Annotated in this window: 1 protein-coding gene; it reads left to right on the plus strand. The window is 72.6% G+C overall.

The window, feature by feature from the left end:
• Positions 1-497, plus strand: a 497-nt coding sequence (locus LG396_RS38890; RefSeq protein WP_225798328.1) for an acyl carrier protein, incomplete at both ends; no start/stop codon positions are given.

Raw genomic sequence — 497 nt, forward strand, 5'->3', positions numbered from 1 at the left:
GCCACCGGTCTGACGAGCCACCTCAGCGACAACGAGGTCCGCAACGTCACCCACGGCACGACCGCACTCACCGCCGAGCACGCCCTCCACCTGCTCGACACCGCCCTCACCACCCCCCAGCCCCACCACCTCTGCGTCCCGGTCACGCCGTCCGCCCTGCGGAACCCGGACCGGCTCCCCGTCCTCTTCCGCGGCCTCGCGTCCCGTCCGGCCCGGCGCGCCGCGGCCGGCTCCGCCGCGGGCGACGGCAACGCACTGGCGGAGCGGCTCACCGCGCTCTCCGAGCCGGAGCAGCGGCACAAGGTCGTCCTGGACGTCGTACGGAGCAACATCGCCGCCGTCCTCGGCCACGGCACCGCCGACACCATCGACCCCCACCGCCCCTTCAAGGAACTCGGCTTCGACTCCCTCACCGCCGTCCAACTCCGCAACCAACTCACCACCACCACCGCACTACGCCTCCCCGCAACCCTGATCTTCGACCACCCCACACCCGA

The sequence above is a fragment of the Streptomyces aculeolatus genome (assembly GCF_020400605.1).
GTDB classification, from domain to species: Bacteria; Actinomycetota; Actinomycetes; order Streptomycetales; family Streptomycetaceae; genus Streptomyces; species Streptomyces aculeolatus.